General features: G+C 53.9%; 25 protein-coding genes and 1 other RNA gene. 11 read left to right on the top strand and 15 right to left on the bottom strand.

The genetic code is table 11. From position 1 onward, the window contains the following. Positions 1-15: 15 nt before the first annotated feature. On the bottom strand, positions 16-3,378 hold the full coding sequence (mscK, locus tag ACERJC_RS01140) for a mechanosensitive channel MscK (RefSeq protein WP_373670844.1): 3,363 nt from the start codon (positions 3,376-3,378) through the stop codon (positions 16-18). A 119-nt stretch (positions 3,379-3,497) separates the two neighbouring features. Continuing rightward, complete coding sequence (gene acrR, locus ACERJC_RS01135) at positions 3,498-4,151, bottom strand: multidrug efflux transporter transcriptional repressor AcrR (protein WP_178824267.1); 654 nt, start codon at positions 4,149-4,151, stop codon at positions 3,498-3,500. Between the two features lie 141 nt (positions 4,152-4,292). On the opposite strand from acrR, the gene acrA reads away from it, so the two are divergent. The 6 genes from acrA to ACERJC_RS01105 all read left to right on the top strand — a co-directional run bounded on the left by acrA (position 4,293) and on the right by ACERJC_RS01105 (position 11,105). Beyond that, a complete protein-coding gene (gene acrA, locus ACERJC_RS01130) occupies positions 4,293-5,486 on the top strand; it encodes a multidrug efflux RND transporter periplasmic adaptor subunit AcrA (RefSeq protein WP_152405625.1) in 1,194 nt (397 codons plus the stop codon). A 22-nt stretch (positions 5,487-5,508) separates the two neighbouring features. Beyond that, positions 5,509-8,658, top strand: a complete 3,150-nt coding sequence (gene acrB, locus ACERJC_RS01125) for a multidrug efflux RND transporter permease subunit AcrB (RefSeq protein WP_371895189.1) — start codon at positions 5,509-5,511, stop codon at positions 8,656-8,658. Positions 8,659-9,170: 512 nt separating this feature from the next. Further along, positions 9,171-9,545 (top strand): Hha toxicity modulator TomB, encoded by a 375-nt coding sequence (tomB, locus tag ACERJC_RS01120; RefSeq protein WP_042324455.1) that lies wholly within the window; start codon positions 9,171-9,173, stop codon positions 9,543-9,545. Between the two features lie 27 nt (positions 9,546-9,572). Next, on the top strand, positions 9,573-9,791 hold the full coding sequence (gene hha / locus ACERJC_RS01115; protein ID WP_001280991.1) for a hemolysin expression-modulating protein Hha: 219 nt from the start codon (positions 9,573-9,575) through the stop codon (positions 9,789-9,791). Positions 9,792-9,968: 177 nt separating this feature from the next. Beyond that, positions 9,969-10,520 (top strand): maltose O-acetyltransferase, encoded by a 552-nt coding sequence (maa, locus tag ACERJC_RS01110; protein ID WP_373670843.1) that lies wholly within the window; start codon positions 9,969-9,971, stop codon positions 10,518-10,520. A 114-nt stretch (positions 10,521-10,634) separates the two neighbouring features. Further along, the gene (locus tag ACERJC_RS01105; protein WP_152405628.1) at positions 10,635-11,105 is read left to right on the top strand and encodes a YlaC family protein; all 471 of its coding nucleotides are present in this window, start codon (positions 10,635-10,637) and stop codon (positions 11,103-11,105) included. Positions 11,106-11,156: 51 nt separating this feature from the next. Here the strand turns inward: ACERJC_RS01105 and ykgO are convergent, their stop codons facing one another. Next, a complete protein-coding gene (gene ykgO / locus ACERJC_RS01100; RefSeq protein WP_003859006.1) occupies positions 11,157-11,297 on the bottom strand; it encodes a type B 50S ribosomal protein L36 in 141 nt (46 codons plus the stop codon). 222 nt (positions 11,298-11,519) lie between these two features. Between ykgO and pdeB the strand changes: the two genes are divergently transcribed. Beyond that, on the top strand, positions 11,520-13,070 hold the full coding sequence (gene pdeB / locus ACERJC_RS01095) for a cyclic di-3',5'-guanosine monophosphate phosphodiesterase PdeB (RefSeq protein WP_373670842.1): 1,551 nt from the start codon (positions 11,520-11,522) through the stop codon (positions 13,068-13,070). A 39-nt stretch (positions 13,071-13,109) separates the two neighbouring features. Here the strand turns inward: pdeB and ACERJC_RS01090 are convergent, their stop codons facing one another. Together ACERJC_RS01090 and yczE are read right to left on the bottom strand one after the other, a co-directional pair. Beyond that, positions 13,110-13,463, bottom strand: a complete 354-nt coding sequence (locus ACERJC_RS01090) for a DUF1428 domain-containing protein (RefSeq protein ID WP_373670841.1) — start codon at positions 13,461-13,463, stop codon at positions 13,110-13,112. An 82-nt stretch (positions 13,464-13,545) separates the two neighbouring features. After that, entirely contained in the window at positions 13,546-14,142 is a 597-nt protein-coding gene (gene yczE / locus ACERJC_RS01085; RefSeq protein ID WP_152405631.1) for a membrane protein YczE, read from the bottom strand. An 84-nt stretch (positions 14,143-14,226) separates the two neighbouring features. On the opposite strand from yczE, the gene yczR reads away from it, so the two are divergent. Beyond that, the gene (yczR, locus tag ACERJC_RS01080) at positions 14,227-15,654 is read left to right on the top strand and encodes a MocR-like transcription factor YczR (protein WP_371895193.1); all 1,428 of its coding nucleotides are present in this window, start codon (positions 14,227-14,229) and stop codon (positions 15,652-15,654) included. Here yczR and ACERJC_RS01075 read toward each other — a convergent pair. From ACERJC_RS01075 to ffs, 3 genes are all read right to left on the bottom strand, one after another. After that, positions 15,651-15,869 carry a hypothetical protein gene (locus ACERJC_RS01075; RefSeq protein WP_042324470.1) on the bottom strand — a complete coding sequence of 73 codons (219 nt, stop codon included), beginning with the start codon at positions 15,867-15,869 and terminating at the stop codon, positions 15,651-15,653. The genes yczR and ACERJC_RS01075 overlap by 4 nt on opposite strands. Further along, positions 15,866-16,117: a hypothetical protein gene (locus ACERJC_RS01070; RefSeq protein ID WP_152405633.1), complete on the bottom strand. Its 252-nt coding sequence runs from the start codon at positions 16,115-16,117 to the stop codon at positions 15,866-15,868. The genes ACERJC_RS01075 and ACERJC_RS01070 overlap by 4 nt, the downstream gene beginning before the upstream one ends. 198 nt (positions 16,118-16,315) lie before the next feature. Then, an RNA gene (ffs, locus tag ACERJC_RS01065) (signal recognition particle sRNA small type) lies at positions 16,316-16,412 on the bottom strand. A 162-nt stretch (positions 16,413-16,574) separates the two neighbouring features. On the opposite strand from ffs, the gene ACERJC_RS01060 reads away from it, so the two are divergent. Next, the gene (locus ACERJC_RS01060) at positions 16,575-16,886 is read left to right on the top strand and encodes an MGMT family protein (protein ID WP_199800596.1); all 312 of its coding nucleotides are present in this window, start codon (positions 16,575-16,577) and stop codon (positions 16,884-16,886) included. 31 nt (positions 16,887-16,917) lie between these two features. Here ACERJC_RS01060 and ACERJC_RS01055 read toward each other — a convergent pair whose 3' ends face one another. Continuing rightward, complete coding sequence (locus tag ACERJC_RS01055; RefSeq protein ID WP_152405635.1) at positions 16,918-17,487, bottom strand: YbaY family lipoprotein; 570 nt, start codon at positions 17,485-17,487, stop codon at positions 16,918-16,920. 212 nt (positions 17,488-17,699) lie between these two features. On the opposite strand from ACERJC_RS01055, the gene tesB reads away from it, so the two are divergent. After that, entirely contained in the window at positions 17,700-18,560 is an 861-nt protein-coding gene (gene tesB, locus ACERJC_RS01050; RefSeq protein WP_178826122.1) for an acyl-CoA thioesterase II, read from the top strand. Between the two features lie 78 nt (positions 18,561-18,638). On the opposite strand, the gene amtB is transcribed toward tesB, so the two are convergent. The 5 genes from amtB to decR all read right to left on the bottom strand — a co-directional run bounded on the left by amtB (position 18,639) and on the right by decR (position 24,566). After that, positions 18,639-19,925 (bottom strand): ammonium transporter AmtB, encoded by a 1,287-nt coding sequence (gene amtB / locus ACERJC_RS01045; RefSeq protein WP_042324477.1) that lies wholly within the window; start codon positions 19,923-19,925, stop codon positions 18,639-18,641. 31 nt (positions 19,926-19,956) lie between these two features. Next, positions 19,957-20,295, bottom strand: coding sequence for a P-II family nitrogen regulator (gene glnK / locus ACERJC_RS01040; protein WP_002891893.1), 339 nt, complete (start codon positions 20,293-20,295; stop codon positions 19,957-19,959). Between the two features lie 223 nt (positions 20,296-20,518). Further along, the gene (locus ACERJC_RS01035) at positions 20,519-22,297 is read right to left on the bottom strand and encodes a SmdB family multidrug efflux ABC transporter permease/ATP-binding protein (protein ID WP_152405637.1); all 1,779 of its coding nucleotides are present in this window, start codon (positions 22,295-22,297) and stop codon (positions 20,519-20,521) included. After that, entirely contained in the window at positions 22,290-24,062 is a 1,773-nt protein-coding gene (locus ACERJC_RS01030; protein WP_373670840.1) for a SmdA family multidrug ABC transporter permease/ATP-binding protein, read from the bottom strand. The genes ACERJC_RS01035 and ACERJC_RS01030 overlap by 8 nt, the downstream gene beginning before the upstream one ends. A gap of 45 nt (positions 24,063-24,107) precedes the next feature. After that, the gene (gene decR / locus ACERJC_RS01025) at positions 24,108-24,566 is read right to left on the bottom strand and encodes a DNA-binding transcriptional regulator DecR (RefSeq protein ID WP_046476416.1); all 459 of its coding nucleotides are present in this window, start codon (positions 24,564-24,566) and stop codon (positions 24,108-24,110) included. A gap of 112 nt (positions 24,567-24,678) precedes the next feature. Here decR and ACERJC_RS01020 point away from each other — a divergent pair, with 112 nt between their 5' ends. Continuing rightward, on the top strand, positions 24,679-25,734 hold the full coding sequence (locus ACERJC_RS01020) for a PLP-dependent cysteine synthase family protein (RefSeq protein ID WP_373670839.1): 1,056 nt from the start codon (positions 24,679-24,681) through the stop codon (positions 25,732-25,734). A gap of 46 nt (positions 25,735-25,780) precedes the next feature. Here ACERJC_RS01020 and cof read toward each other — a convergent pair whose 3' ends face one another. Continuing rightward, positions 25,781-26,599 carry an HMP-PP phosphatase gene (gene cof / locus ACERJC_RS01015; protein WP_152405640.1) on the bottom strand — a complete coding sequence of 273 codons (819 nt, stop codon included), beginning with the start codon at positions 26,597-26,599 and terminating at the stop codon, positions 25,781-25,783. Positions 26,600-26,678: the final 79 nt, after the last annotated feature.

The following is a 26,678-nucleotide window of genomic DNA, read 5'->3' as shown; positions in this document are numbered from 1 at the left end:
TGACGACGTGAGGGGTTAGCCCACCGCAGGCGTCGGATCGTCGCCTTTGATCTCACGTTTAACTTCCGTCACCTCATCGCCCTTCTCATTGCGCAGATGCACTTCAAGCTGGTTAAAGGCAATATCAATGTTGTTTTCACGGCACAGGCGATCGATAGACCGGTTCAGTTCATCAACCGTATGGCTACGATCGCGCAGTTCGCGCACGTACAGACGCAGCTCGTGATCCAGAGTACTGGCGCCGAAGGTGGTGAAGAAGACCGCCGGCTCGGGATCGTGCATCACTTTCGGATGCTCCAGCGCGGCCTGAAGCAGGACTTTCTTCACTTTATCCAGATCTGAACCGTAAGCCACGCCGAGGCGGATCACCAGACGGGTGGTGGTATCGGACAGCGACCAGTTGATCAGGCGCTCGGTGACAAACGCCTTGTTCGGGATGATCACCTCTTTGCGATCGAAATCGGTAATGGTGGTCGCACGGATACGGATCTTGCTGACGGTACCAGAGAACGTGCCGATCGTTACCGTATCGCCAATCCGCACCGGACGTTCGAACAAAATGATCAGACCCGAGACAAAGTTACCGAAGATCTCCTGCAAGCCGAAACCGAGACCGACCGATAAGGCCGCCGCCAGCCACTGCAGTTTATCCCACGACACGCCGAGCGAACCGAAGACCGTCATCGCCCCTACGGCAATGATGATGTAGTTAAGAATTGTGGTGATGGCGTACGACGCCCCCTGGCGCATTTTCAGACGCGACAGCACCAGCACTTCCAGCAGACCCGGCAAGTTGCGGATCAATGCCCAGGCCACCATCGAGGCGATAATGGCAAACAGCAGGCTGCCCATCGTCACGCTTTTCACTACCGCAGCACCCGCTTCGGTGCCGTTGTAGTGCCAGAGCGTAATGCTGTCGAGATAGCTGAACACGGTGATCAGATCGGACCAAATTGCCCAGAACATGACCGCGAACAGTGAAACCATCAGCAGCATCGTGATACGCAGCGTTTGCTGGTTCACCTGCTCCAGCGCGATGGTCGGTTCTTCCTGCGGCTCCGCCCCTTCGGCCCCTTCCTTCACCAGATTCTGACGACGCGCCAGCGCACGACGCCAGGCAATACGCCGCGCCGCGACGCTTAACCCGCGCAGCACCGTCTGGTAGAGCAGGTTCCAGATGATGACCAGATAAACGGTCTCAATCCAGCGGCCCGACAGTCGCAGCGTGGTGTAGAAGTAGCCGGTTGCCGTCAGCACCATCAGCGCAATCGGGATGATTGACAGGATAGTGATCGTCACCAGGCGCAGACCATGCGACTCTTTATCCCGCCAGCTTTCGCGGCACATCGGCCACACCAGAAACGCAATCAGCAGCAGGTTGAGGAAAATCATCGCCTGCCCCAGCACATCGTCCATCAGATGCAGTGGAGAAAGTTCAGCCACCACGGACCAGAAGTGCAACGGCAGCAGCGCCAGGCTGATGCGCACAATCTGGCGACGCCAGTGGCTGGTCAGTTGCGCTGGCATACCGAAATGGCGAATCGCCACCCCGTCTTTTTCGAGCACTTTCCAGCACAGGCCGAAGACCAGCCAGAAGATTGCCAGCTTTTTACTGAATGCCCACAGCAGATCGCTGATGTTCAGTTGCATGGTCAGCAAAATCAGGCCGGCGGCCAGGATCAGCAGGCACACCGGCAGCGCGCGGATCAGGTCGATCAGAATCGCTTTCGGCGTGTTCAACTGGCTGTCATTGCGCAAAGACCCCACTGCAGCAGCGAGTTTCTGTTGATACGCTTTCAGCCACTTCAGACGCCAGCGAATCAGCCCGGCAATCAGCAGTAGCGGCAGCCCGGCCAGGAAGGCGATAAACACCGCCGGCCACGCTTTTTCCCAGTTCACCGTAATTTTCATCGACTTGAACTGATCTTTCAGCGACTGCGGGAAGGCTTTGATCCAGTCCCAGTCCATTGGCCGGTTACTGTTCACCCAGAAGATTTGCTGGGTCAGGATCTCTTTCAGGCTTTTCGAAACGCTCATTAACTGCTGCTGATTTATTTGCAGGTTAATGGCCATCATGAGCTGATTACCCAACTGCTTGTTGAGTTGATCCAGCAGTTCGCGGCGCATATCGACAACCTGCAACAGCGCGTCGTGGACTTCGTCATTCACTTCATTACTGTGGCCTTCTTCCAGCTTGGCCACGAATGCATCGTTCTGGAACAGCGCGTCACGCTGTTGGTTGACTTCGAACTGCTCCAGACGCAGGTCCGCAATGCGGTTGGTCATATCTGAGAGTTCATCTGCCGACGGCAGAGTTTGCTGCTGTTGATAGAGAATACGCGACAGCAGCAGGCTGCCTTTCAGCACCGCGATTTGTTCTTTGATGTTGCGTTCGGATTGCAGCGCACGGTCCAGCCAGTTTTTGACCTTGATGTTCTGCTGCATCAGCGAATTGCCATTTTCCGTCGCAGTGATCAGGCGCTGGCTGAGCTGATGGTTGATTTCCAGCTCCTGTTTCACCAGCGGATTGGCCTGGATCCGCGCGGTTTCATCCGGCGAAATGGCCTCCTGCGCCGTCTTTTCCGTTAAGGTCAAACGTTTGTTATTCACCGCCTCCTGCAGTAACTGCAATTGATGCTCAAGCCGGTTGCTGTTTGCGGTGACGTAATCGCGCTGCTTTTGCAGGGTGTCCTGCAACACCGTATTGCCTTCCAGGCTTTTACGTTGTTGATCGATTTGGGCATTCAGTAGCGTCTGCTGCGCCTGTAAAAGCACCTGCTGAGTGGGTCGCAACGCCGCTTCGCCCACATTGGTGCCATCCAGTCGGTTACGGATCTGCTGAAGTTGTTGAGAGGCCGTGTACATCGCATTTTGTACACGCTCGGGCTGCGTTTGCAGAGATACCAACTGGCTGTTATAGGTGGCGAGATCGTTTTGCGCGTTCTGTAAATCATCCAGTACCTGCGCCACGCGCAGTTCTAACTGGCGTAATGAAAGCGTACTGAGCGTCTTACGCGTTTCATCATCATTATCCACATCGCTGAGGGCGCTCAGGGCTTCTGTCGCCTGACGCATTTTTTCCGGCGCCTGTGCCACGCGCTGACGTAGCTGAGTCGTCTCGTCTTTCACCCGCTCGATTTTTTCCAGCGTTGCGATGGTCTCGAGAAGATCTTGCTGAACCAGTTTATCCTGCGCGGAAAGGTCTTTCTGCTTATTGAGCGTATCCAGCTGGCTTTGAACGTCCGCCTTCGACGGCAAATCGCTGTTTGACGACGCGCGGGCAAGCGCCAAAGATTGGCAGGACAGCATCAAGATGAAAACAGCCACCGTAATGAAAACAAGGTGCTGTACACGTTTATAGAGCTGCAACATAGTCATGTGAATGAAGGTTTCTGAACCGAAAAGACGACCGAAGATAGTCAACGCGCAAGAATATCACGGCTCAGTCAGACAGAATAGCGGCAGAGAAACCGTCCAGGATAATTCCTGGAGTCGCATCAGGCCGTAGCGTCAGGCCCTGCCGACCGCAGTGTGGGACAAAATGTTAACATTTCCAGTAACACGGCAACGTAATCCCGCGCTTCTTTTTTGAGATCAAAAGATTGCGGGGCGAAGAGCCAGTTTTCCATCAGGCCTGAAACCGTGGCGCGCATCATCACCGCCGCCCGGCGCGTAAGCAAATTTTCAGGCAACATTTTTGAATTAATACAATGCGTTAATGTTTGTTCGATACGATCATAGCTTTCGAGACAGATGTTTCTTTGCGCTTGCTGAACTATAGTCATTTCTCCCACAAATTCACATTTGTGGAATATAATCTCCATCAATAAACGTCGCCGTTCTTCTGTCACGGTAGATTCAAGGAGATGAACGAGTATTTCTCTTAACACTGATAGTGGATCGTCGGGGAATTTTGCCTGATACTCAGTCTCAAGCTCACCAATACTGGATTCTGATAGTTCCCAGATTTCACTAAATAAATCCGACTTGTTTTTGAAATGCCAATAGATTGCACCGCGAGTGACGCCAGCGGCTTTTGCAATCTCCGCCAGCGAGGTGGAAGATACCCCTTGCTGTGAGAACAACCGTAGCGCTACATCCAGGATGTGTTGTCGTGTTTCCTGCGCTTGTTGTTTGGTTTTTCGTGCCATATGTCGGTGAATTTACAGGTGTTAGATTTACATACATTTATGGATGTATGTACCATAGCACGACGATAATATAAACGCAGCAATGGGTTTGTGGACTTTTGACCATTGATCAATTTGAAATCGGACACTCGAGGTTTACATATGAACAAAAACAGAGGGTTTACGCCTCTGGCGGTCGTTCTGATGCTCTCAGGCAGCTTAGCGCTTACAGGATGTGACGACAAACAGGCCCAACAAGGGGGCCAGCAGATGCCAGAAGTTGGGGTTGTGACGCTCAAAACCGAACCTCTACAGATCACAACTGAACTCCCAGGTCGCACCAGTGCTTTCCGTATTGCGGAAGTTCGCCCTCAGGTGAGCGGTATTATCCTGAAGCGTAATTTCGAGGAAGGTAGTGATATCGAAGCAGGAGTGTCTCTCTATCAGATTGATCCTGCGACTTATCAAGCCACTTATGAAAGCGCGAAAGGCGACCTTGCGAAAGCACAGGCCGCTGCCAACATCGCTCAGGTAACGGTTAACCGTTATAAAAAGCTGCTGGGAACGCAGTACATCAGTCAACAAGATTACGATCAGGCGCTGGCCGATGCGCAACAGGCGAATGCCTCCGTGGTTGCCGCGAAAGCCGCAGTCGAAACGGCGCGCATTAACCTGGCATACACCAAAGTGACCTCTCCGATTAGCGGCCGTATTGGTAAATCTGCCGTGACGGAAGGCGCATTGGTGCAGAACGGTCAGGCGACAGCGCTGGCAACCGTGCAACAGCTCGATCCTATCTATGTTGACGTGACGCAGTCGAGCAACGACTTCTTGCGCCTGAAACAAGAACTGGCTAACGGAACGCTGAAACAGGAAAACGGCAAGGCGAAAGTCGAGCTGGTGACCAGTGACGGTATCAAATTCCCACAGACCGGTACGCTTGAATTTTCAGACGTAACCGTCGACCAGACCACCGGTTCTATCACCATCCGCGCCGTCTTCCCTAACCCGGATCACACCTTACTGCCGGGGATGTTTGTCCGCGCGCGTCTGGAAGAAGGGACCAACCCTACTGCGTTACTGGTACCGCAACAAGGCGTAACCCGTACGCCACGTGGTGATGCGACTGCGCTGGTTGTGGGTGCTGATGACAAAGTGGAAACCCGTCAAATCGTTGCCAGTCAGGCGATTGGCGATAAATGGGTGGTCACTGACGGACTTAAATCTGGCGATCGCGTCATTATCTCTGGTTTGCAAAAAGTTCGCCCTGGCGTGCAGGTAAAAGCGCAGGAAGTAACATCTGACAATCAACAACAAGCCGCGAACGGTGGCAAGTCAGAGCAAACAAAGTCTTAACTTAAACAGGAGCCGTTAAGACATGGCTAAGTTTTTTATCGATCGCCCTATCTTTGCATGGGTTATCGCCATCATCATCATGCTGGCAGGGGGTCTCGCGATCCTCAAATTGCCGGTGGCGCAGTATCCGACGATTGCGCCACCTGCAATCACGATCTCTGCGAGCTATCCTGGTGCTGATGCGAAAACGGTTCAAGATACCGTGACGCAGGTTATCGAACAAAATATGAACGGTATCGATAACCTGCTCTATATGTCCTCAACCAGTGACTCTTCAGGTACCGTTCAGATTACGATTACCTTTGACTCCGGTACGGATGCGGATATCGCCCAGGTTCAGGTGCAGAACAAGCTGCAGTTGGCAATGCCGTTACTTCCGCAAGAAGTACAGCAACAGGGCGTGAGCGTTGAGAAATCCTCCAGTAGCTTCCTGATGGTTATGGGGATGATCAGTACTGACGGCTCAATGACGCAGGAAGATATCGCTGACTATGTCGGTGCAACCGTAAAAGATCCTGTCAGCCGTACCAGCGGCGTGGGTGACGTCCAGTTGTTCGGTGCCCAATATGCTATGCGCATTTGGATGGATCCGACCGAGCTAAATAAATACCAGTTAACGCCGGTAGACGTTATTGCGGCAATCAAAGCGCAAAACGCCCAGGTTGCAGCCGGTCAGCTCGGTGGTACGCCACCGGTAAAAGGTCAGCAACTTAACGCCTCCATTATTGCTCAGACGCGTCTGACCTCGACCGAAGAGTTCGGCAAAATTTTGCTGAAAGTGAATCAGGATGGTTCTCGGGTTCGCCTGAGTGATGTCGCGCGTATTGAACTTGGTGGCGAGAGTTATGATGTCATCGCGAAATACAATGGGCAGCCAGCATCCGGTTTGGGGATCAAACTGGCAACAGGTGCAAACGCGCTGGATACGGCAAACGCAGTCCGCGCGACAATCGCGAAACTGGAACCTTTCTTCCCGCACGGTCTGAAAGTCGTTTACCCTTACGATACAACACCTTTCGTTAAAATCTCGATTAACGAAGTAGTGAAGACGCTGGTTGAAGCTATCGTACTGGTATTTATTGTTATGTACCTGTTCCTGCAAAACTTCCGCGCAACGCTGATTCCGACAATCGCCGTTCCGGTCGTTCTGTTAGGCACATTTGCAATACTCGCAGCATTTGGTTTCTCAATAAATACGTTGACCATGTTTGGTATGGTTCTCGCCATAGGTCTGTTGGTGGATGACGCCATCGTGGTGGTCGAGAACGTCGAGCGTGTCATGTCCGAAGAGGGGCTACCACCGAAGGAAGCCACGCGAAAATCGATGGGCCAGATTCAGGGCGCACTGGTCGGTATCGCGATGGTATTGTCGGCGGTATTTATTCCAATGGCCTTCTTTGGTGGTTCAACCGGGGCCATTTATCGCCAATTCTCTATTACCATCGTTTCGGCAATGGTGCTTTCTGTTCTGGTGGCGATGATCCTGACGCCCGCGCTTTGTGCCACCATGCTTAAGCCGGTTGCCAAAGGCGATCATGGAGAAGGCAAAAAAGGCTTCTTCGGCTGGTTTAACCGCATGTTCGATAAGAGCACGCACCACTACACCGACAGCGTAGGCAACATCCTGCGCAGTACAGGTCGTTACTTGCTGCTGTATCTGATCATCGTGGTCGGCATGGCGTTTCTGTTCGTCCGTCTGCCAAGTTCCTTCCTGCCGGATGAAGACCAGGGGGTATTCCTGACCATGGCGCAGCTTCCGGCTGGCGCAACGCAGGAACGTACGCAAAAAGTCCTTGATGAAGTAACGGACTATTATCTGAAGGACGAAAAAGCCAACGTTAATTCTGTGTTTACCGTAAACGGCTTTGGATTCTCAGGTCGTGGTCAAAACACCGGTCTTGCTTTTATTTCTCTCAAAAATTGGGAAGATCGTCCTGGTGAAGAAAACAAAGTGCCCGCCATTGCAGGACGTGCAAGTGCGCACTTTGCCGCCATTAAAGATGCAATGGTGTTTGCCTTTAACTTGCCAGCAATTGTGGAACTGGGGACCGCTACCGGTTTTGACTTCCAGTTAATTGACCAGGCTAACCTGGGGCATGACAAACTCACGCAGGCACGTAACCAGTTGTTTGGCGAGATTGCAAAGCATCCCGATCTGTTAGTCGGTGTTCGCCCTAACGGTCTGGAAGATACCCCGCAGTTCAAGATTGATATCGACCAGGAAAAAGCACAGGCTCTGGGCGTTTCCATTAGCGATATTAATACCACGCTGGGTGCCGCATGGGGCGGAAGCTACGTGAATGACTTTATCGACCGTGGTCGTGTGAAGAAAGTTTACGTGATGTCCGAAGCGAAATACCGCATGCTGCCGGACGATATTGGTAACTGGTATGTGCGCGGCAGTGATGGTCAGATGGTACCGTTCTCTGCATTTTCATCATCTCGTTGGGAGTACGGTTCACCGCGTCTGGAACGCTATAACGGTCTGCCGTCAATGGAGATCTTAGGTCAGGCGGCGCCGGGTAAGAGTACCGGTGAAGCAATGGCAATGATGGAAGAGTTGGCCAGTAAGCTGCCATCCGGCATCGGCTATGACTGGACGGGGATGTCCTATCAGGAACGCCTGTCCGGTAACCAGGCCCCTGCCCTGTATGCCATCTCGCTGATCGTCGTCTTCCTGTGTCTGGCGGCGCTGTATGAGAGCTGGTCAATCCCGTTCTCGGTTATGCTGGTGGTTCCGCTTGGGGTTATTGGTGCCCTGTTGGCGGCCACTTTCCGCGGACTGACCAACGACGTTTACTTCCAGGTGGGCCTGCTCACAACCATTGGGTTGTCGGCGAAGAACGCGATATTGATCGTCGAATTCGCCAAAGATCTGATGGATAAAGAGGGCAAAGGCCTGGTAGAGGCAACACTGGAAGCGGTACGTATGCGTTTACGTCCGATCCTGATGACCTCTCTGGCGTTCATTCTGGGCGTTATGCCGTTGGTTATCAGCTCTGGTGCCGGTTCCGGCGCACAGAACGCCGTAGGTACAGGCGTAATGGGCGGGATGGTCACCGCGACGGTTCTGGCTATCTTCTTCGTTCCGGTCTTCTTTGTGGTGGTGCGCCGCCGCTTCAGCCGGAAAAGTGAAGATATTGAGCACAGCCATTCCGTAGAACATCACTGATACTCACCAGATAAAAGGCCGCGCAAGCGGCCTTTTTTTCGAATGAAATCAGCAAAAGGCCTTATTGATACTTTGTTGACTTTTGGTTGCGGGTAATAAAGGTTATAATACACAAGAAGATAAAGGCTATTTCTGGCCATTTGGCTTAGGGCTTATTCCCGGCTTAATAACTCATTATTAAGACAATTCCTGGGGATAAGTCTGTATCTGGTTTCGCGCCTGGGCGAACAAGGTGGATGGAAAGAGAAGATAATCTGATGAATTGCAAAATAATCGCGTAATTATCTCATTCCTGAATGGGCTGGCGACATGCTATAATGGGAAAAATGCACAAACCTTCACATTCTCTCGTATTACGTTAATTGTAATTTTTCGTAATATAACGATGAAATCTTTTTTAGAGTAGATTATAGTTAAATCATCAGGCGTCGAAGGCAAGTTCCAGGTCAGTTTAGTTGTACCCATCCCGAAAGGTGTTCGGTTAGTTCAAGCCACTAAGAAGGGGATGCGTTATGGATGAATACTCACCCAAAAGACATGATATAGCGCAACTTAAATTTCTTTGTGAAACGCTCTATCACGACTGTCTTGCAAACCTTGAAGAAAGCAATCATGGCTGGGTTAACGACCCAACCTCGGCAATCAACCTTCAACTCAACGAACTGATAGAGCATATTGCAACCTTCGCACTTAATTATAAAATTAAGTATAATGAGGACAATAAGCTGATTGAGCAGATTGATGAATATCTGGACGACACATTTATGTTGTTCAGCAGTTATGGCATTAATGCGCAGGATCTGCAGAAATGGCGGAAATCCGGTAATCGCTTGTTCCGCTGCTTTGTGAATGCCACCAGGGCTAATCCTGTTAGTTTGTCTTGTTAAAAACTATTACAATCATAGGTAAGATTTATGTCCGATAAACCATTAACTAAAACTGATTATTTGATGCGTTTGCGACGCTGTCAGACAATTGACACGCTTGAGCGCGTGATCGAGAAAAATAAATATGAATTGTCTGACAATGAATTGGCTGTATTTTACTCAGCCGCCGATCACCGCCTTGCAGAATTGACGATGAATAAACTTTACGACAAGATCCCCTCCTCCGTCTGGAAATTCATTCGTTAATTTGATTACTGTCGCATCAGGAAATACGGACGTTTTCCTGGGGAACATTTTTCATCCTCACAATAACAATAGAACAACTATTGTGACTTGCGTCACAATACCAATCAGGGAACGTTCCCTGGCCATCACTGACCTTCTACTGTAGTACCTCACCGGTGAACAGTCAGAGAGCGCAGGATGAGTGACGAGAAACAGAAAATGATAGCGGGTGAGCGATATCGCCCGGCAGATGAAACCCTGCGCTATGACAGGTTGCAGGCGCGTCGATTCGTTCACCGCTACAATCTCACCGCCCCGGATGAAAAAGCCGAACGCCTGGCAATCCTCCACACCCTGTTAGGCCAGTGCGATCAGCCTTACATAGAGCCGCCATTTCGCTGTGACTACGGTTACAACATCTTTCTGGGTAAAGACTTTTACGCCAATTTCGACTGCGTCATGCTCGACGTCTGTCCGATTCATATTGGTGATAACTGTATGCTGGCTCCCGGCGTCCATATCTATACCGCCACGCATCCGCTGGATGCGACAGAGCGCAATAGTGGACTGGAATTCGGCAAGCCCGTCACGATTGGTAATAATGTCTGGATTGGTGGGCGTGCGGTCATTAATCCCGGCGTCAGCATTGGTGACAACGTGGTTGTCGCCTCCGGCGCGGTGGTGACCAAAAACGTACCGGCTAACGTGGTGGTGGGCGGTAATCCGGCACGGATTATTAAAACACTGTAAACGGAATTGTAACTGTTATGCTAAATTGTGATTGATCTGTTACTTTCTTCACGCTAATCGCCCACTTAAAATAGGGCGTTCCCCTGTAAGTAGCGAAAATCACGAAGGCAAAAAATGACAGAAATACAACGCCTGCTCACCGAAACCATCGACGATCTGAACGTTCGCGAGAAGCGCGATAACAAGCCCCGCTTTAGCATCAGCTTTATTCGCAAGCATCCTGGTTTGTTTATTGGGATGTACGTCGCCTGGTTTGCCACGCTGGCGGTCATGCTGCAATCAGAAACGCTGGTCGACTCTGTCTGGCTGCTGGTCGTGCTGTTTGTCGTCCTCAACGGCTTTTTCTTTTTTGATGTCGCCCCGCGCTATCGCTATGAAGATATCGACGTGCTGGATTTCAGGGTGTGTTACAACGGCGAGTGGTACAACACCCGGTTTGTACCTTCAGCGCTGATTAGCACCATCCTTCACTCCCCGCGTGTCGATGATGAATGCAAAGCACAATTACAGAAGATGTTGACGCGTAAGGGCGAACTGTCGTTTTACGATATCTTTACCCTTGCCCGTGCAGAAGCCACGCCATAACCCATTCGTGTTGCCGGATAGTCATTTCTCCTATCCGGCCCTCTCCTTTCTTTAACGTCGTTTTTTTCTTCCCTGTACCGCTTTAAAACGCGGGTTGCTCTTACAAATCACATATAAACGCCCTTTGCGCTTTACTATCTGACAGTCAGGATGGCGCTGCTTTGCGCTACGTAATGAATTCAAGACCTGCATGTTATCCTCATCAACCTCATCATATATGTTATAACATAACATTACTTTATCGCTGAACGCGCAGCGGTTCAATCCTTTCTGTCTTTATATCGGTTCTTTCGTGGCGAAAACGGTAAAAATCCACGCTTCCATCAAAAACCCGGCAGATTAACGACATCATTTACAGGGCTTTTTTCGCGATCGGATATACTTTCCCTACAATGCGTTATTAAGGATATCTGCGTGAGAACACGACATCTGGTCAGTCTGGTAACAGGAGTGCTTATCCTCTCCGTATTGCTTCCGGTTGGGCTGAGTGTCTGGATCGCTCATCGCCAGGTCGAAAAGAAATTCATTGAAGAGTTGGATACCTACTCAGCGCGCGTCTCTGAACGTTCAGAGCGTGTGGTGACCCAGGCGAAACAAGCATTACAGCAGATTAACGCCGTGAAGAGCGTGCCGTGCTCACGTGAACACTTACTGGTTATGCGGCGGATCTCGTTCAGCTATCGTTATGTCCAGGAAGTGCTGTATCTGCAAAACAACGTGCCACGCTGCTCATCCCTGGAGCAGGAAAGTCAAACCGCCGCATTCCCTCCGCCCATGAAAATCACCAACGACGGCTACCGCGCATGGTTTACCGCGCAAAACGATCTGGGATTCAAGCGCTACATGGCGGCGTTGGGCTATGGCGACTACATTGTGATGATCGATCCCGCCTCCTTTATCGACGTAGTCCCTTTTGGCGCCTGGCAGATTGATGTTGCGATTATCGGCGCAAAATACAATACCGTCATTGCCAGCAGTGGCGCGCTTGCACCGAATATCCTGCAATTTACCCAGGAAACCACGCCTCGCCATCTGGAAAGTCATGGCATTATTTATGAGATTCGCCCCTTCCCGGAAATGGGCATTACCATCGTCAGTTGGGCGTCCACTCTTCCGCTACAGAAAATCTGGTACCAGCAGGCGCTGATCTGGGTTCCTGCCGGTATCCTGATAGGGCTGCTGGCCGCCGCCTTTATTCTGCGCATTCTGCGTCGCCTCCAGTCACCGCATCACCGGTTGCAGGATGCCATTAACAACCGCGACATTAAGGTTCATTACCAGCCCATCATTTCGTTATCGACAGGAAAAATAGTGGGGGGCGAAGCGCTGGCGCGCTGGCCGCAAACCGACGGCAGCGACTTGTCACCTGACATTTTCATCACGCTGGCCCAACAGACCGGTCTCACCGAACAACTCACCCGCTTAATTATCGAAACGGTATTTGAGGATATGGGGAAATGGCTGAAACAACATCCCGATCAGCATATTTCCATTAACATTGAGGCTGCGGATCTCGCCTCTGAAAAACTCCCGACGCTGCTCAGTAAACTGCTTAACCGGTATCAGCTTGCCCCTTCGCAGATTGCTCTGGAACTGACGGAGCGGGGATTTGCCGATCCGAAGACCAGCTCGCCAATCATTTCCCGTTACCGCAAAGCGGGACATGCTATCTATATTGATGATTTTGGCACCGGCTATTCGAGCCTTAGCTATTTGCAGAATCTGGACGTGGATATCCTGAAAATCGACAAATCATTTGTCGATGCGCTGGAGTACAAAAACGTGACGCCGCATATCATCGAAATGGCCAAAACGCTGAAGTTGAAAATGGTCGCAGAAGGGATTGAAACGGCAAATCAGGAAGACTGGCTGCGCCAGCACGGCGTCCATTACGGACAGGGTTGGTTGTACAGCAAAGCGCTGCCCAAAGAGGCGTTTATTCTGTGGGCGGAAAAACGCTTATAACGCAGAGATGGCTGGCGGCACGCCGCACAGCCAGTCACGCTAGTCGTCGATAATAGGAGAGAATCCGCCATAAATCATGCGTTTACCATCAAACGGCATCGACTCGCCGAACGCTTTCATGCGCGGATCGGTCATCATCTTCTGATTCGCCGCATCCCGCACTTCTTTCGACGGGTACTCAATCCAGCTGAATACCACTTCTTCGTGTTCCTCAGCTTTCACCGCCATGCGAAAATCGGTGACGTTGCCATCGGGCACATCGTCGGCCCAGCATTCCACAATGCGAAGCGCACCAAACTCCTTAAACAATGGTGCTGCTTTTGCCGCCATCGCCTTATAAGCCTCCTTGTTTTCGGCGGGTACGGCAAGGACAAACCCATCCACATACTTCATGAGAAAAACCTCCGAAGTCCACTGCGCGGCAAGCCAATTCCAGCCGCGTCAGTCGTGAGTAAGTGTAGTCGCCCTCTCCTTTCTATGCTGTCTGAATCCGCGCCCGGGGTTTATAGCGAAACCACGGCAGACAGAGTTGGATCAACGGCCCAATCGCCAGCGCATACAGCACGGTGCCAACGCCAAGCGTGCCGCCGAGCAGCCAGCCGCTTAATAAAACAGAGACTTCTATCGCCGTACGGATGGTACGCACCGACCATCCCGTGCGGGCGTGAATGCCGGTCATCAGGCCGTCTCTTGGCCCGGCACCAAAGCCTGCGCCAATGTACATACTCGTCGCCAGGGCATTCACCACCACGGCGGCCACCAGCATGAGGCTGCGCACGAGGAGGGAGGAGAAATCCGGCATCACCGCCAGCGCGGCATCGGCGGCAAGTCCGATCACAATCACATTGCTGAGGGTGCCCAGCCCAGGACGTTGACGCAGGGGGATCCACAGCAAAAGTACCAGCGCCCCGACGATAATCATCACCACGCCAATTTTCATCGACAACAGGTTTGCCAGCCCAAGATGGAACACGTTCCACGGATCGGCACCTAAATCCGCGCGCACAAACATCGCGGTTGATACCCCATACAGAGCCAGCCCAAAGTAAAGTTGAACCAGACGACGCCCCATTTTCACCCTCCCCGTTCAGATAGCATTCATCTTCTCTATAATTGGCATTATGATTAATGACCAGTTTTGAAAAAGTGGACTGCAATGTCATCACGTCGTTATGGAAGTCAATCTCTCCAGCGTCTGCTCGGGCACTGGCAGGACAGCGCATCAAGAACCCCGCTCTGGCGGCAACTGGCAGAAGCGCTGCGTCTGCTGATCCTCGACGGACGTCTGGCGCTCGACAGCCGTTTGCCCGGAGAACGTGAACTGGCAGCGGTCCTCGACGTCAGCCGGACCACCGTGGCCAGCGCACTGGCGCAACTGCGGGAAGAGGGATATCTGGAAAGTCGGCACGGCAGTGGCTCGCGCGTGATTCTGCCGGGTCATATTCGCGAAGTGCCGACGCGAGCCGGTACGACGATGGCGCTGGATCTCTCCACCGCCGCCCTCAGTGCCGGACCCGAAATCCATCAGGCTTATCAGCAGGCGCTGTTTGCGATGCCGCCGCACTTGCTGACATCGGGATATCAGCCGCAGGGATTGCCCTGCTTACGTGAATCGCTCGCCCGTCATTACTGTGCGCGAGGTCTTCCGACAACGGCGGATGAAATCATGGTGGTTAACGGCGCGGTCAGCGGTCTGGCACTGATTCTGCGCTTACTGACCGGTCCCGGCGATCGTGTGGTGGTCGATCACCCGACGTACCCATTGGCCATTGCCGCCATTCAGGGTGCCTCCTGTCGACCGGTAGGCGTTTCCTTACCCGCAGAGGGTTGGGATACGGATGGACTGGCCGCAACGATCGCCCAAACGTCACCGAGAATGGCCTATCTGATGCCGGATTTTCACAATCCCACCGGGCGGTGTATGGATGATGAGACGCGACAAGTCATCGCAGATATCGCTGCCCGTACGCGTACGACGCTGGTGATCGACGAAACGATGGTGAATCTTTGGTACGACGCTCCGCCGCCTCCGCCTTTGGCGGCGTATCATCGCGATGCCCCAGTGATCATGCTGGGTTCGGCGGGCAAGAGTTTCTGGGGCGGACTGCGTCTGGGCTGGGTTCGCGCGCCATCACGGACCATCGCCGCGCTGGTGCAAACGCGGGATACGGTTGATCTGGGCTCGCCGGTCATCGAACAGCTTGCCACTACGTGGTTGCTGGATAATGCCGATTCATTTTTGCCGCAGCGCAGACAACAGTTAGCCGCACGGCGCGCGCTCTGCGATACGCTGATGCGCAGGCACTTTCCCGAGTGGCGCTATCAGCAACCGCAGGGCGGATTATCTTTTTGGGTGGAATTACCGGATACGCTGGCGACGCTCTTCGCCACACGAGCGGAAAGCGTCGGGATTCAACTGGGTACGGGCACTCGCTTTGGGCTCGCGGGGGCGTTTGATCGTTTCTTACGCATGCCGTTTGCCTTGCCGGAAGCCACCCTGCGCGAGGCCTTTAACACCCTGGAACCGCTCTGGAAAACACTGCGTCTACAGTCCAGTAGCGGTAAGGTGCGTAAGATTATTTAATGCTGGCGGGGAACCGGGAAACCTTTAAGGGAAATAATAAAGTTATCGCCCTCTTTCTTTATTTTGGCGCCGGCATCGCACCAGTCTGAGGCAATGCGGAAAAATTCATCGCTGCCGACGTTCCAGCTCAGGCAAACATGCTTAACATAACCCGAGCGGAGCAATTCACAGGCTTCGCCATAGTTACTGGCGATGGAGAGCGTTTGCTGTTTCATTTTTTCTTCTTCAGTAGTCTGCGCAATGCTTTGATTTCTTTAGGAGTCAGTGGCTCAACAAAAGACTCTTCCGTGTGTTGGCTATCGATATCGCCAGCCGAGACCCCCGCCTCTGCCGCCGCGTCGAAGGCTATCAGCAGCAGTTTTTCTGTCGTGATGCTTAAATTCTCATTATTCACTTCAGCGTAATGACGAAGTTTTTCTTTTAACGTTTCATCAATTTTGACATTCAGTACTGCAGTAGCCATCGTAAAAATCCTTGTGGACAGGCAAAACACGGCTCCGGCGACGACAGGATCGCCACGGCGTGATAAGAGAATGGAGCGCCAGGATTTAACATCCCAAAAACACTCTGCCAGCATTTGATGACAAAAAAATGACAAAACCATGACAACAACAAGAAGAGAAACGAAGATGTGATGCCGGACGGCAGAAATGGGTGGGGGCCCTGCCAGCTACATCCCGGCACACGCGTCATCTGCCTTGGCTGCTTCCTTCCGGACCTGACCTGGTAAACAGAGTAGCGTTGCGGGAGAACCAACAGAGCCCCCATTGAGAGCGTTGTTAACCAACGCGCAGGCGCATTATCACTGCTGCCCCCTGTAATTGCAAGCCATCGGCAGTCAGATGCTGGTTTCTTGCGCAATGGAACTTCCCGCGCCCGCCATTCCAGATTATGCTGAAGGATTACCGCAGGAAGAAACCATGGATAGACAAGACACTTTCCCTCAACGCGTCTGGCAAATTGTTGCCTCCATTCCCGAAGGCAGCGTCACCACTTATGGCGACGTCGCGATGCTCGCGGGCTCTCCGCGCGCGGCCAGGCAGGTTGGCGGCGTGCTCAAACGTTTACCCGAAGGCAGCACTCTGCCCTGGCATCGGGTGGTGAATCGGCACGGCGCAATTTCGCTGACCGGTCCCGATCTACAGCGGCAACGGCAGGCATTACTGGCGGAAGGTATTATAGTGTCCGGGAGCGGGCAGATCGATTTGCAGCGGTATCGCTGGAATTATTGACCCTCTCCAGATGGAGAGGGTCAGACAGGCCTTAGTACTGCGTCGGGGCAGGCACTGCGGAAGACGGGTTCACCTGCGTCGGCGAGGTTGAAGGCACCGTGGTCGCTGCCCCATCGCTTGCCTGAACAGGCACTGCCGTCTGCTGGACCGGCACCAGGGTCAGATCGGCTTTCGTGCCGCCCTGGTTGATAACCGGCTGAACGGTATCGGTAATAAACACCAGTTTGTCATTCACCGTAATCGCCGCACTCAGCAGAATACGAGCGTTCGGCTGCACGTCAGCCGGGTTAAACGGCAAGACGAAGCTGAATGGCGCCTGTTTCCCTTCGGTACGAACCGCTTTCTGGGACAGCACTTTCGACGGTGCATCGGCCAGCGACGCATCCGACAGGGTCACGGTCAGTACGGCGTCTGGTGGCAAGGCCACTTTCTGACGGATCCATACGGTACCCGAGACATTAGGTTGCGCAATCGCAGGCTGCGCGGCCGTTGCTGAAGTGTTTGGGTTCGGCGCTGGCGTCTGGATATCAGCGCTTTTATCCGCACAGGCGGCCAGAGCAACTGCTACCGCTAAACCACTTACCATGTGCATGAGCTTCATTAAATTCTCCTTATCATCTCTGCACCAGCGGGTTTTCCTCCCGCCGGAAGAGTGGTTAACAAAAACGTAACGTAGCTAAGTGTGGCACACATCACTTATTTTTGCCTGGAATTGGTCTGTTTTTCAGACTATTGCACCCATCGGACCACTTCTAAAATTGCGTTATACTCTGCCTATCTCGCTTCGGCGTCGTTGTTACCTGGAGAGCATGTATGAGTCAGGCACTGAATAATTTGCTGACATTGTTGAATCTGGAAAAAATTGAGGAAGGACTCTTTCGGGGCCAAAGTGAAGACTTAGGGTTGCGTCAGGTATTTGGTGGACAGGTCGTTGGTCAGGCGCTGTATGCGGCGAAAGAAACGGTACCAGAAGAACGCCTGGTCCACTCGTTTCACAGCTATTTTTTACGCCCCGGCGACAGCCAGCAACCCATTATTTACGATGTGGAAGTTCTGCGCGACGGCAACAGCTTCAGCGCCCGCCGTGTTGCCGCCATCCAGAACGGAAAACCCATCTTTTATATGACCGCCTCGTTCCAGGCACCAGAAGCCGGTTTCGAACATCAGAAAACCATGCCGCACGCACCCGCGCCGGAGGGGTTAACATCAGAAACCGACATTGCCCGGACGGTAGCACACCTCCTGCCGCCGATTTTAAAGGATAAATTTCTCTGCGATCGCCCGCTGGAAGTGCGCCCCGTTGAATTTCATAACCCGCTAAAAGGCCATGTGGCAGAACCTACGCGCCAGGTATGGATCCGCGCGAACGGTGCGTTGCCCAACGACATCCGCGTCCATCAGTATCTGTTAGGCTACGCCTCCGATCTCAATTTCCTGCCCGTGGCCCTGCAACCTCACGGTATTGGTTTCCTGGAAAAAGGGATTCAGATTGCCACGATCGACCATTCCATGTGGTTCCACCGCCCGTTTGATTTGAACGAATGGCTGCTTTACAGCGTGGAAAGCACGTCGGCCTCCAGCGCGCGTGGATTTGTTCGCGGCGAGTTCTACACGCAGGACGGTAAACTGGTGGCGTCGACCGTTCAGGAAGGGGTGATGCGCAATCGCAACTAAGAAAAAGCCGGATGGCGTGGGCTTCGCATCCGGCGGTATCCGATGGTTGCCCGGTTAACCTCACCGGGCATTTTTCTGTTATGCGTTGTAGGCATTCTCGCCGTGGCTGTTCACATCCAGCCCTTCGCGCTCTTGTTCTTCCGGTACGCGCAGACCTACCGTCAAATCCGCCAACTTGTAACCGATGAAGGCCACAACGCCAGACCAGACGATGGTGATGGCGATGCTCTCAAGCTGCACCAGCAACTGATGTCCCATCGTTACCCCTTCAGCGAAGCCCACGCCGCCCAGCGCGCTTGAGGCAAAGACCCCGGTCAGAATACAACCGACAATCCCGCAGACGCCGTGGACACCAAACACATCGCACGGGTCATCAACACGCAGCAGACGTTTGAGCATGGTCACGCCCCACAGTCCGGCCACTCCTGCCACCACGCCGATGATTAACGCACCGCCGACGCCAATATAACCACAGGCAGGTGTGACGCCAACCAGACCAGCAATCGCCCCGGAGCACGCGCCCAACAAAGACGGTTTACCGCGCAGCGCCCACTCGCCGAAGATCCAGCCGAGAATCGCAGCGGCCGTCGCCACAACGGTGTTCACAAAGGCCAGCGCGGCAATCTCGTTCGCCGTCCCCGCCGAACCGGCATTAAAGCCGAACCAGCCAATATAGAGGATCGCCGTACCGGTAAAGACCATCGGCAGGTTATGCGGTTTGAACGCTTCTTTGCCAAAGCCTACACGTTTGCCAATCAGGTAGGCACCGACCAGGCCGGCAATCGCGGCGTTGATATGCACCACCGTACCGCCCGCAAAGTCCAGCGCACCGTGCGATCCCAGCAGGCCGCCGCCCCATACCATATGGGCAATCGGAATGTAGGAAAGCGTCAACCAGACCACCACGAAGATAAGAACCGCGGAGAAACGGATACGTTCAGCCAGCGAACCGACAATCAGGCCGACGGTAATGCAGGCAAACGATCCCTGGAAAGCAACATGAATATACTGGTAAATGCTGCCCATCACGGCGGTCAGCTCAATGTTTTTCAGCATCACCCAGTTGAAGTTACCGAAGAAGCTGTTCCCTTCGCCGAACGCCAGTGAATAGCCGAACACCACCCACATGATGCACACCAGCGCAAAGGTGACGGTAACCTGCGTCAGCATCGACAGGACGTTCTTCCCGCGGATCAAACCGCCGTAGAACAGGGCGATACCCGGTATGGTCATAAACAGCACCAGCGCGGTACAAATCATCATAAAGGCGTTATCGGCTTTATCCGCCACTGCCGGAGCAGCCATCGCGAGACCTGGCAGCAGCGCCAGCGAAGCAAGGCCCGTTTTCATCGTTGCTATCTTCATTTTGTCGTTTCCCGTTACTGTGTGCCAGGCTTTACAGCGCCGCTTCGTCGGCTTCGCCGGTGCGAATACGAATGACGCGTTGCAGCTCCGCGACGAAAATTTTGCCGTCGCCAATTTTTCCGGTATAGGCCGCCTTGCTGATGACATCGATCACTTCATCCAGTTGGTCGTCGGCAATGGCCACATCAATCTTCACTTTAGGCAGGAAGTTGACGCTGTACTCTGCACCCCGATATAACTCGGCATGACCCTTCTGACGTCCGAACCCTTTTACTTCGGTGACGGTCAGCCCTTGAATACCAATAGAAGAGAGCGCTTCGCGAACGTCTTCCAGTTTGAACGGTTTGATTACCACGGTAACCAGCTTCATAGATCCCCTCCAGTCAGAATTCGGCATGTGGTGCGACTACACGACAGAGGTATTGCAAGGGGTATGCCAGAATTGAAAAAGCGGAGTCAGTGTCTGTTCTACAGGCCGTCTGGCGGGCGATTCAGAAAGGGAAATGGAGCGGGAAAAGAAAAACGCACCATGACAGTGCATGATGCGTTACATTTTTGCACCACCGCCGAAGCGGCCCGGCAACGCCGGTGCATCAGGCGGGAAGCGATTCCTCACGCACGCTTGCCGCCAGCTCTTCGCCGGCAAGCTGGAGCTGATACATCTGCCAGTAGCGCCCCTGCGCCGCAAGCAGCTGTTGATGGGTACCGCGTTCTACGGCCTGTCCACGATGAAGCACCAGAATGGTGTCTGCCTCCACAATGGTCGACAGCCGGTGCGCAATCACCACCAGCGTAGTGTGTTCACGCACGGCCGCCAGCGCGTGCTGAATGGCCTGCTCGGTGCCCGAATCGATGCTGGCGGTCGCTTCGTCGAGGATCAGGATCTGCGGCGTTGCCACCAGCACTCGCGCCAGCGCCAGCAGTTGTTTCTGCCCGACAGAGAGATTATTCCCCTGCTCACCAAGTTGCGTATGAATACCTTCACTCATCCCGCGCGCCAGTTCCGCCAGTTGCACCGTCTCCAGCGCCTGCCACACCTGCTCTTCGGAGATATCTCGCCCCAGCGTCACGTTCGCCAGGAAGGAATCCGCCATCACCACCGGATCCTGCTGCACCATTGCTACACTCTGACGCAGTGCGCTGTGGCTCAGCGAACGTAATGGACGCCCATCAAGGCGAATTTCCCCCTGACTCAGCGGGTAATAGCCCATCAATAGGCTGGCGAGAGTACTTTTACCGCTGCCGGTATGCCCCACCAGCGCGACAAAACTGCGGGACGGCACGGAAAGGCTGACATTTTGCAGCACCAGATTATCGTCGCGATAGGCAAACGACACATCCTCGACGTCAATCTGCCCGGACGCCAGCGGACGCGAGTCCTGCCCGTAACGCTGGCGCGGCCCGTCCATAAGTTCAAACACGCGCTCCCCTGCTACCACCGCCTGTTGCAGCATCGACTGTTGAGTGGTCAGTTCGATCAGCGGTTCATTCAGGCGTCCCAGGTAACTGATAAAGGCGTAGAGCACCCCGACTTCAATTGTCCCGGCCGACGTAAAACTGAACAGCATCAACAGGCCACAGAGAATGAGCGCGGAAAACAGGCTCAGCAGAGGCCGCAATAAAAAACCGTCTAAACGCAGCGTCTGCATGCGCGCCAGATAATGTGAGCGGCTGGCTTCTCCCATGCGTTCACCAAATCGCGCCTGCTGGCGAAACTGCTGGATCACGCTCATACCGTTGATGACTTCGTTGAAGCCGTCGTTAATATCGGCGAGATAAGCCCGCACGCGGCGGACAATCGGCGTGCTGTAACGCTGATAGATAATCATCACCACCAGCACCGCCGGGAAGATAAGAATTGCCACCAGCGCCATGCGCCAGTCGAGACTGAACATCGCCACCAGCATCGCGCCAATCAGCGCTGCGCTGCGCAGAACCGTCGCCACCACCGTGACATACAAATCGCGGATCACTTCGGTATCGTTCGTCACGCGAGAAATAAGCTGCCCGACGGGCTGAATGTCAAATTCACTCAACGGCTGGCGCAGCGCGGCATCCATCACGTCGGTACGCAATTGCTGCACCACACCGACCGCCGCGCGGTTAAACAGCAGCGACTGAGCATAGTGCAGACTGGCAGCGAGAACCTGCAGCCCAAGATAGGCGGCAATCAGCCCGACCACCATCCCCAGCGGCAGGTTATTTTTTGCCACCATATTGTCGATAAAGTAGCTGATCAGCAGCGGACCGCTGACTTCCGCTGCCGCCGCGACCCACAGCATAATCACCGCAATACCTAACGGTTTTCGCCACACAGAACCATAGGCCAGCAGGCGTTTGAGGGTCGGCCATAACTGCCCAAAACTACGCATTTGCCGCCTCCTCGTCTTTTTCCGGCACATCATCGAGCGCCGCTTCCAGTTGCTGATAGCGGTACATATCGCGATACCAGCCCGTCTGCTGCACCAGCGCGTCGTGATCGCCGCGCTGAGCGATATGCCCATGCTGCATCACGATAATTTCGCTCGCTTCGGTCAGCGCCGAAAGGCGATGCGCGCTGATGATCACCGTTCGCCCTTCTCCCCACTGGCGCAGATTGTGCAGGATCTGGTGCTCCGTTCGCCCGTCCACCGCCGACAGTGCGTCATCCAGGATCAGGATTTCGGCATTCAACAGCAGCGCCCGCGCGATGGAGATACGCTGTTTCTGCCCGCCGGAGAGCATCACGCCGCGCTCGCCAACTTCGGTGTCGTATCCCTGCGGCAGGCGGAGAATATCCTCATGCACGCTGGCTAAGCGCGCCACGTGTTCAATATCCTGCTGCGTGGCGCTGGGGCAGCCCAGCGCAATGTTGTTGGCCACGGTATCCGAAAACAGAAATGGCGTTTGACTGACTACCGCCAGCCGGCTGCGCCAGCTGTCCAGTTGCAGGCGTGACAGGGGGATATCATGAAAGCGGATCTCCCCCTGGGTGATATCGAAATGGCGCTGAATCAACGACAACACGGTACTTTTACCCGCGCCGGTTGGCCCGCAGATACCCAGCATCTGTCCGGCTTCAAGTCGAAAATTGACGTTTTCCAGCGTCGGATGTGTGGTTTGCGGGTAGCTAAACTCACGGATCGCCACCGCCAGTTCCCCCCGCCCTTCCGGCACCGGTTCGCTACCATCGTCCACCACCGGCGCTTCGGCCAGCATCGCGCGAATACGACCGTAAGCCGCACTGCCGCGCTCCACGATGTTAAACATCCACGCCAGCGCCAGCATCGGCCAAATCATCAACCCGAGGTACATCATAAAACTGGTCAACTGTCCCAGCGTCAGCGAACCTTGCACCACCATCCAACTGCCGCCGCCGATAGCCAGCAGGTTCGCCGTCCCGATAGCGATATAAATCGTCGGGTCAAAGCGGGCGTCGATGCGCGCCACGCGCATATTTTTCTTCCCCGTATCTTCCGCGTCAGCGGCAAACAGCGCGGACTGCCGATCCTCCAGACCAAACGCTTTGATCATGCGAATGCTGGTCAGGCTCTCCTGAGTACGATCGTTGAGACTGGAGAATGCCGCCTGCGCTAATCTGAAACGGTCATGCAGACGATCGCCGTAGCGCTTGATCATCAGCGCCATCACCGGCATCGGCAGCAGTGCAAACAGCGTGAGCTGCCAGCTGATCTGCGTGGACATCACGATCAGCACCGCGCAGCCCATCACCAGCGAATCCACCAGCGTTAAAACCCCTTCCCCTGCGGCAAAGACCACGCGGTCGACGTCATTGGTGGCGCGGGCCATTAAATCACCGGTGCGGTGGCGCAGATAAAATTCAGGATGCTGACGACTGAGCTGGCGGTAGTAATCTTCGCGCAACTCTACCGCCAGTTGGTAAGAGGCGCCAAACAGCAGCACGCGCCAGACGTAGCGCAGCAGATAGACCACGACGGCAATCAGAGCGATGGTGCCAATCCACATCATTATCTGTTGCGGCGTAAAGTGTTGCGTGGACACGCCATCCACCACAATACCGACGACTTTTGGCGGAATGAGTTGCAAAATAGCGATGATGATAAGCAAGGCAACCGCCCCGAGGTAGCGACGCCACTCCCGGCGAAAGTACCAGCTTAATTGAGCAAATAATCGCACGTAATATGTCCTGACCTGATTTTCCGGCAAATCGTGCCGGGAGAATTATTCGATTGGCAGCGCAGTTGTGTATTTAATCTGTTCCATGGCAAAGCTCGATGTGACGTCCGACAGACCGGGAACGCTGTTTACCAGACGTTTGTAGAAGTCGTCATAGCGCTTCATGTCGGCAACCTGAACCCGCATCAGGTAGTCGTACTCCCCAGCCATACGCCAGAAGCCCAGCACCTCCGGCATCTCACTGACCACCGTCACGAAGCGGCAATACCAGTCACTGCTGTGATGCTGGGTTTTGATGAGCACAAAGGCCGTTAACCCCAGGCCCAGTTTCTCCGGGTCCAGCAGCGCGACTTTGCCAACCAGAATGCCATCATCCTCCAGCCGTTTGAGGCGCTTCCAGCAGGGGGTGGTGGTCAGATTAACGGCATCCGCCAGCGCCTGCAAAGAGAGGGTGCAGTCCTGCTGCAACAAGGAGAGCAGCTTACGGTCAATTTTATCTAGCATACCGACACCTCAGAGAAGAATTTTCTCCTTCTATTCTATTTTAAAGGCTAAATGGCAACAATTTTTTCCGTGCTTTTCGTTACTCTTGGCACAAAATGACAAATGGATATTAATGATGAACAGCACCTGGGTAAAAAATGCCATCAATGAGATTAACGCGGATTATCAGCGCTCGGCTGACACACATCTCATCCGCCTGCCGTTACCCGCATTTCCGGGTATCCAACTCTATCTGAAAGATGAAAGCACCCACCCGACCGGTAGCCTGAAGCACCGGCTGGCGCGTTCGCTGTTCCTCTATGGGCTGTGCAACGGCTGGATTAAAGAAGGCACAACCATTATCGAATCCTCTTCTGGGTCAACGGCCGTGTCCGAAGCCTATTTTGCCCGCCTGCTGGGACTGCCGTTTATTGCCGTCATGCCCGCCTGCACGGCAAAACGGAAAATCGAACAGATTGAATTTTACGGCGGTCGTTGCCATTTCGTGGACAGCGCCTGCGAGATTTATGCCGCCTCAGAACAGCTGGCGCGCGAGTTGAATGGTCATTATATGGATCAGTTCACCTATGCCGAACGCGCCACCGACTGGCGGGGTAATAACAATATCGCCGACAGCATCTTCCGCCAGATGCAGTGCGAGCCGCATCCCGTCCCGAAACACATTGTCATGAGCGCCGGAACCGGCGGGACCTCTGCAACCATTGGTCGCTACATTCGCTGCCAGGGTTACGATACGCAACTGATGGTGGTGGACCCGGAAAACTCGGTTTTCCTGCCTTTCTGGCAGTCGCGTGACGCCACGCTGCGCAGCCCTGTCGGCAGTAAAATTGAGGGGATTGGGCGTCCGCGCGTTGAACCGTCATTCATTGCCGACGTGGTCGATGAGATGCTGCGCGTACCTGATGCCGCCAGCGTGGCGACCGCGCACTGGCTGGAAACGCAACTGGGCCGCAAAGTGGGGGCCTCAACGGGCACCAACATGTGGGGCATGCTGCAACTCGCCGCCCGTATGCGTGAAGCCGGGCAAACCGGTTCGCTGGTGACGCTGCTGTGCGACAGCGGCGAGCGCTATCTGGACACCTACTACCATGCCGAATGGGTGAGCGCCCATATTGGCGATCTCACGGCGTGGAAAGCGGAGCTGGCCCGGTTGTTGAATGTGAATTAAATCAAATAAAAAAAACCGGGCAAAAGCCCGGTGCTGGTAGGGTCTCTCATTCGGGGGAATAAGGTAGATTTGGATAGTCCAGCCAATGTGTCAAAAAGTGTGATACCGCCTGATTGCGACAATGACCAATCACCGGTAAATGGGGAAGTTCAGCAATAAGTTGCGGCATGGCATTGCCCATGATCAGGCCACGGCCGACGCTACCGAGCATTTCGCGATCGTTCATGGCGTCGCCAAACGCCATACATTCGGCCAGCGACAGGCCCAGATGTCCGCTCAGTACCTCCAGCGCAGAACCTTTGTTACAGCCTACCGGCAGCACTTCCAGGCAATCGACCGCCGAGAAGCAAAGATGGGCTCGCGCGCCTAACACCTCTTCAAGCTGAATTTTCAACCGCGTCAGATCGTCGTGATCGCCACAGAAGCAGACTTTGGTCACCCGATCAGCCGGGATGCGCGCGACATCCACAATCTGATAGCGAAATCCGCTGTAAACGTGAGCATGTAGCATCTCGGGGATCTCTTGTCCGGTAAACCAGCCATTATCGTTAAAGACATGCATGCTCGCCCGCGTGTCCCAGCGCTGATGCAAGACTATCTCCGCAACCGCTGGATCCAGATCCTGACGATGCAGTACCTCGCCTTCCAGCGAGTGGATGCGCGTCCCGTTACCGGTAATCAGAAAAGCATCGAGTGAAAAGGTGCCGAGAATATGGCGCATTTCCAGCACATGACGCCCGGTGGCAAACGTCAGGGTAATATCGCGTTCGCGTAAACGCGCCAGAGTCGAAAGCGTTTCATCACCCAAAAGGTGATTCGGCATCAGCAGGGTGCCATCCATATCAAATGCAGCCAGGCGTGCCATCTCTTTCTCCACTCTGTGACGGATTAACTTGTGATTGAGTATCACCTGATATATACGGAAGTAATAGTGAATAGATAAA

It is taken from the genome of Citrobacter telavivensis (assembly GCF_041807075.1).
Classification (GTDB): domain Bacteria; phylum Pseudomonadota; class Gammaproteobacteria; order Enterobacterales; family Enterobacteriaceae; genus Citrobacter_A; species Citrobacter_A telavivensis.
This window is presented reverse-complemented; position numbering and strand designations above follow the sequence as displayed.

Excerpts from the sequence above, each read along its gene's own strand:
- ACERJC_RS01105 (WP_152405628.1), top strand. The coding sequence starts at position 10,635 with ATGACAGAAATACAACGCCTGCTCACCGAAACCATCGACGATCTGAAC.
- ACERJC_RS01035 (WP_152405637.1), bottom strand. The coding sequence starts at position 22,297 with ATGCGTAGTTTTGGGCAGTTATGGCCGACCCTCAAACGCCTGCTGGCC.
- ACERJC_RS01060 (WP_199800596.1), top strand. The coding sequence starts at position 16,575 with ATGGATAGACAAGACACTTTCCCTCAACGCGTCTGGCAAATTGTTGCC.
- mscK (WP_373670844.1), bottom strand. The coding sequence starts at position 3,378 with ATGACTATGTTGCAGCTCTATAAACGTGTACAGCACCTTGTTTTCATT.
- acrB (WP_371895189.1), top strand. The coding sequence starts at position 5,509 with ATGGCTAAGTTTTTTATCGATCGCCCTATCTTTGCATGGGTTATCGCC.
- maa (WP_373670843.1), top strand. The coding sequence starts at position 9,969 with ATGAGTGACGAGAAACAGAAAATGATAGCGGGTGAGCGATATCGCCCG.
- cof (WP_152405640.1), bottom strand. The coding sequence starts at position 26,599 with ATGGCACGCCTGGCTGCATTTGATATGGATGGCACCCTGCTGATGCCG.
- hha (WP_001280991.1), top strand. The coding sequence starts at position 9,573 with ATGTCCGATAAACCATTAACTAAAACTGATTATTTGATGCGTTTGCGA.
- tesB (WP_178826122.1), top strand. The coding sequence starts at position 17,700 with ATGAGTCAGGCACTGAATAATTTGCTGACATTGTTGAATCTGGAAAAA.
- ACERJC_RS01075 (WP_042324470.1), bottom strand. The coding sequence starts at position 15,869 with ATGAAACAGCAAACGCTCTCCATCGCCAGTAACTATGGCGAAGCCTGT.
- amtB (WP_042324477.1), bottom strand. The coding sequence starts at position 19,925 with ATGAAGATAGCAACGATGAAAACGGGCCTTGCTTCGCTGGCGCTGCTG.
- tomB (WP_042324455.1), top strand. The coding sequence starts at position 9,171 with ATGGATGAATACTCACCCAAAAGACATGATATAGCGCAACTTAAATTT.
- ykgO (WP_003859006.1), bottom strand. The coding sequence starts at position 11,297 with ATGCAGGTCTTGAATTCATTACGTAGCGCAAAGCAGCGCCATCCTGAC.
- ACERJC_RS01070 (WP_152405633.1), bottom strand. The coding sequence starts at position 16,117 with ATGGCTACTGCAGTACTGAATGTCAAAATTGATGAAACGTTAAAAGAA.
- acrR (WP_178824267.1), bottom strand. The coding sequence starts at position 4,151 with ATGGCACGAAAAACCAAACAACAAGCGCAGGAAACACGACAACACATC.
- ACERJC_RS01020 (WP_373670839.1), top strand. The coding sequence starts at position 24,679 with ATGATGAACAGCACCTGGGTAAAAAATGCCATCAATGAGATTAACGCG.
- acrA (WP_152405625.1), top strand. The coding sequence starts at position 4,293 with ATGAACAAAAACAGAGGGTTTACGCCTCTGGCGGTCGTTCTGATGCTC.
- glnK (WP_002891893.1), bottom strand. The coding sequence starts at position 20,295 with ATGAAGCTGGTTACCGTGGTAATCAAACCGTTCAAACTGGAAGACGTT.
- ACERJC_RS01055 (WP_152405635.1), bottom strand. The coding sequence starts at position 17,487 with ATGAAGCTCATGCACATGGTAAGTGGTTTAGCGGTAGCAGTTGCTCTG.
- ACERJC_RS01090 (WP_373670841.1), bottom strand. The coding sequence starts at position 13,463 with ATGAAGTATGTGGATGGGTTTGTCCTTGCCGTACCCGCCGAAAACAAG.
- decR (WP_046476416.1), bottom strand. The coding sequence starts at position 24,566 with ATGCTAGATAAAATTGACCGTAAGCTGCTCTCCTTGTTGCAGCAGGAC.
- yczE (WP_152405631.1), bottom strand. The coding sequence starts at position 14,142 with ATGGGGCGTCGTCTGGTTCAACTTTACTTTGGGCTGGCTCTGTATGGG.
- yczR (WP_371895193.1), top strand. The coding sequence starts at position 14,227 with ATGTCATCACGTCGTTATGGAAGTCAATCTCTCCAGCGTCTGCTCGGG.